This is a genomic window from Achromobacter sp. DMS1 (assembly GCF_001270295.1).
Genome location: NZ_LHSJ01000301.1, coordinates 1 through 4,770, shown reverse-complemented (window position 1 = coordinate 4,770; position 4,770 = coordinate 1). Strand labels below are relative to the sequence as shown.

Here is a 4,770-nt window from a genome sequence, read left to right as displayed (position 1 = left end):
GCCGCGCTGGAGCCGGGCGTGCGGCACGCGCTGCGCCTGGCGTTCACGGACCAGGGCCTGAGCGTCCGCGGCGGCTGCAATACGCAGTTCGGCGGATACCGCTACGAAGACGGCATGCTGCGGGTGGCATCGCTGGCTTCGACGATGAAGGCGTGCGAACCGGCGCTGATGCGGCTCGATGCCGAGATCGGTCGCCGCCTGAAGGGCGAGCTGCGCGCCGTGCTGGACGGCGACGCCGCCGCGCCGCGTCTCACGCTTCAGGCGCAGGACGGCGCGGTGCTGGCGTTTGCCGGCGAGCCCACGCCCGAGACGCGCTACGGCAGCGCAGGCGAGACCGTGTTCCTGGAAGTGGCGCCGCAGCGTGTGGTCTGCAGCCATCCGCTGATGCCGGAGCACCGCTGCCTGAGCGTGCGCGAGCGCCGCTACAGCGAGGCCGGCCTGGCGCTGCCGCCGCAGGAAGACTGGCATCCGCTTTATCAGTCCATCGACGGCTATACGCACCGCGACGGCGTGCGCACCGTGCTGCGCGTCAAGCGCTACGAATGGAAGAACCCTCCCGCCGACGCGCCGTCGCACGCCTATGTGCTCGACATGGTGGTGGAGCAGGACGCCTCGAAGAAATAAATAATCTGAAAAACCAGATGATGGGGCGACGCCAAGTCGCTCCAGGCCCGGATCGGAACCGCTGGCGCACGTCCCCGGTGCCCGCATTCTGGCGGTTGCCGTCGTCGCACTGGCCGCTGCGGGCCGCGCCGGCGGTGGCGGCAGAAGGGTATACGAGGCCGGCACCCGGTCGTTGCCATAGGCGACCAGCGCCACGACCGAACCCCAAGCGCGGCCGCGCCGCTGGCGTGCCCGCCGTCGGCCTCGATGTTCACCCGGTACGCGGCATCGGGATGCAGGCCAAGATCGCGGCCATGCACAGGGTGGGTGAAGGTGATAATCATTGCTAAATGCGTCATTTAGCTTCAAAAATAAGTGCCAAATTGATACTTATGATTCATATTATTTCTTATCCAGATGGAGCCTCTCCGCTGGCGCGTGCGGCGTCCGCGTCGGTCATTTATCCGTCCCCCTGATGTCGTATGATCGCTAGCTCGTGCCCGGGATGGAATTGGTGTGTCGCGGAACAAGGTCGTCTGTGTCGCCGGTTTGTTGTGTGGACTTGCCATCGTGCTGCCGGTGGTGATCTCGCTCTACATCGCCTGGGACACCGCGGTCGTGAAAGAGCAGGAGCGTCTCTCCCTGGTGGCCACGCGCGCCATCGCCCGCACCGAATCCACCTTCCGGCAAGTCGAAGAAGCCCTGGCGGCCGCCAGCGCGCTGCCGAGCCGGCCCTGTTCGGCGGAGCACATAGACGGCATGCGGCGCATTTCCGTGCAGACCCGCCCGGTTACGGAAATGGGGTATTTCGCGGACGGGGCGCTGCAATGCACGAGCTGGGGCGCGGCAGGCGGATCGACCGCCGAATGGAAGGTGGGCTACGTGACCGACCGGGGCGTGCGGGTGGTGCCGAACAAGCGCGCCTACGGCGCACCCACCGTGTCGATGCTCGGCCTGCAGAACGCTAACTACTGTGTGCTGGTGGACCCGGTCTGGCTGGTCGACGTCACCGTGCGCAGCACGGTGCAGCTGGCGCTGGTGGCGCGCAATGGCGCGGTGCTGGCGACGTTGAACCACCCCGACCCGGCCGCTGTCGACCGGATCTTCCGCCTGGGCAAGTCCGGCATCGATGGCAGGCACGTGGCGGCCGTGGCGACGTCCGGCGACTGGGTGGCCATCGTGCTGTCGCCGCGGCAGGAGTTTTCCGCCAGCGTCAGGCGCGAGCAGATGGTGCTGCTGCCGGGGGCGCTGCTGGCGATGACGAGCATGATCGGGCTCATCGTGTGGCTGTCGCGGCGCAGGCTGTCGCTGAAAGGCGAGCTGGCGACCGCGGTGCGCAAGCGGGAATTCGTGGTGCACTACCAGCCGCTCATAGAGCTTGCCACCGGCATCTGCGTCGGCGCCGAGGCGCTGGTGCGCTGGCGGCGGCCGGACGGCACGCTGGTGCGCCCCGATGTGTTCATCCCGGTGGCCGAGGAAAATGGTCTGATCGGCGACATCACCGACCAAGTGGTGGCAGGCGTGGTGGCCGACCTGGGCGCGGCGCTGCGGGCCGACCGCTCGCTGCACGTGGCCATCAACCTCGTGGCGGACGATCTGCAGTCCGGCCGCGTGCTGCGGGTCATCCAGCGGGCGATCGGGCCGGCCGGCGTGCGCACCGAGCAGATCTGGCTGGAAGCGACCGAACGCGGCTTCCTGGACCCCGAGGTGGCCAACGTCACCATCAATGAGGCGCGGCGGCTCGGGCATTCCATCGCCATCGACGACTTCGGCACCGGCTATTCCAGCCTGCAGTATCTGGAGTCCCTCCATGTTGACACCCTCAAGATCGACAAGTCTTTCATCGACACGGTGGGCACGGATTCGGCCACCAGCTCCATCACGCCGCACATCATCGAGATGGGCAAGTCGCTGGGCCTGATCCTGGTGGCCGAGGGCATCGAGCGGCCCGAACAGGCCGACTATCTCATCGCGCTCGGCGTGCAGTACGGCCAGGGCTGGTACTACGCGCCCGCGCTGCCGGCCCGCGAATTCATCGCCTTCTACGAAGACTGCAGGGCCCGGCACGGCAGCGGGCCGGAAGTCATCTCGCGCTATTAGCCCACGGCGTCGGGGCGGCCGGCCGCAGCGCTTTGCGCTTCAGGGATTTCACCTATGGCGGGCCGGCGGCGCGGCGTTCCGCGCTTCTGCGGCCCGGCCCGTGCGGGCCGCTGTGCCGGGCCGCAGAAGCGCCTGCAAGTCCTTGTTTTTTTGTGCAATTGCCCGCTGCGGGGGCGGGCCGGGCAAGCCTCGCGCAAGGCCGCGCCCGTATGCTCTATAAGTTCAGTGAATGTGCTGAATAAGAAATCAGAATTTTTCTTATGAGGTGGGCCGGACGTATAACAGCGGCGGCTTTGCGGCAATCCTGCCGGCCGCACCGCAATCCGAGAGCAAAGATGAAGGGGAATCACCAAACGGCAACGCACCAGCCGGTGCGCGCAGCCATCGCCGCATTCGTCGGCACCATGATCGAGTGGTACGACTTCTATATCTACGCCACCGCCGCCGCGCTGGTTTTCGGCAAGCTGTTCTTTCCGTCGGTCAACGGCTTTTACGGCACGCTGGCCGCGTTCGGCACGTTCGCCGTGGGCTTTCTCGCGCGCCCGCTGGGAGGCGCGGTGTTCGGGCACATCGGCGACCGCATCGGCCGCAAGAAGTCGCTGGTCATCACGCTGCTCATGATGGGGTCGGTGACGGTGCTGATCGGCCTGCTTCCCACCTATGCCGCCATCGGCGTGTGGGCGCCGATCCTGCTGGTGGCGCTGCGCTTCGTGCAGGGCATCGCCGTGGGCGGCGAATGGGGCGGCGCCGTGCTCATGGCCGGCGAGCATTCCCCCGACCGGAACAAGCGCACCTTCTTCGCCTCGTTCGCGCAGTTGGGCAGCCCCGCGGGCCTGATCCTGTCCATGCTGATGTTCAAGCTGGTCACCACGCTGGACGACGCGGCCTTCATGAGCTGGGGCTGGCGCGTGCCGTTCCTGTTCAGCGCCGCGCTGCTGGTGGTGGGCTTTGCGATCCGCCTGAGCATCAAGGAGTCGCCCGACTTCCTGGCCGAGCAGGCCGAGCAGGCCCGGCGCGCCGCGGCCCGCCAGGCCGAGGACAAGACGCCGCTGCTGCAAGTGCTGCGCGGCGCGCCGGGCCTGCTGGCGCTGGCCGTGGGCGCCAACGTGCTGGGCATCGCCGGCTTTTACTTCACCAATACCTTCATGCTGGCGTACACCACGCAGTACGTGGGCCTGTCGCGCGGCGTGATCCTCGACTGTTTGCTCGTCGTCTCGGTAATGCAATTCGTGATCACGCCGCTGTCGGCGCACATCGCCACGCGCATCGGCAACCGCCGCTTCCTGCTGGCGACCTCGTTCCTGTCGATCTTCACGCCCTATGTCATGTTCAACCTGGTGGACCAGGGCACGCTGCTGTCGCTCACGCTGGGCGTCGGGGTGGCCGTGCTGTTCATGGGGGCCTACTATGCGGTGATCGCCGGCTACGTGAGCGACAGCTTTCCCACCCGTATCCGTTACACCGGCATCTCGATGGCCTACCAGCTGTCCGGCGCGATCTTCGGCGGCCTGACGCCCATCGTGGGCACCATCCTGGCGCAGAAGTTCCAGGGTCAGTGGTGGCCGCTGGCGGCGCTGTTCAGCGCCATTTCGCTGCTGTCCTTGCTGTCGGTGACTTTTCTTGCCGGCCGCCGCCACGGCGGCGCGGCCTGAGCGTCAAGGAGCGCGAGCCATGAAGACCTTTTTTCATCCCGACCAGAAGCTGCATCATCCCCAGACCTATTTTTCGCGCGGCATGATGCGCAAGCCCCAGGAAGTGCCGTCCCGGCTGGACGCGCTGGCCGAGGGCGTGCGCAAGCTGGGCTTCGAGCTGGTCGAACCGGCCGATGCCGCGCCGCGCCTATCAGCGCGGTGCACGCGCTGGACTATCTGCGCTTTCTGCAGGAAGCGCACGGGCGCTGGAAGCAGCTGCCCGACGACTGGGGCGACGAAGTCGTCTCCAACATCTTCGTGCGCGAGCCCAATGCGCTGCGCGGCGTGCTGGCGCAGGCCGCGCGCTACCTGGCCGACGGCAGCTGCCCGGTGGGCCCGCACACCTGGCGCTCGGCCTACTGGGCGGCCCAGTGCG

The 4,770-nt window shown here is 67.3% G+C and carries 3 protein-coding genes and 1 pseudogene; all 4 read left to right on the top strand.

Features of this window, described 5'->3' with window-relative positions; translation table 11 throughout:
* Positions 1-624 (top strand): META and DUF4377 domain-containing protein (locus tag AD428_RS22965; RefSeq protein WP_053246696.1); only part of this gene is annotated, 624 nt, incomplete at its 5' end.
* 495 nt (positions 625-1,119) lie between these two features.
* Positions 1,120-2,703, top strand: a complete 1,584-nt coding sequence (locus tag AD428_RS22960) for an EAL domain-containing protein (RefSeq protein WP_053246695.1) — start codon at positions 1,120-1,122, stop codon at positions 2,701-2,703.
* Positions 2,704-3,038: 335 nt separating this feature from the next.
* Positions 3,039-4,355, top strand: coding sequence for an MFS transporter (locus AD428_RS22955; RefSeq protein ID WP_053246694.1), 1,317 nt, complete (start codon positions 3,039-3,041; stop codon positions 4,353-4,355).
* Between the two features lie 19 nt (positions 4,356-4,374).
* Positions 4,375-4,770: pseudogene (locus tag AD428_RS22950) on the top strand (histone deacetylase family protein); the annotation flags it as partial.

What these genes read in the sequence shown, in the direction of transcription:
- AD428_RS22955 (WP_053246694.1), top strand. Translation starts at nt 3,039, where the DNA reads ATGAAGGGGAATCACCAAACGGCAACGCACCAGCCGGTGCGCGCAGCC.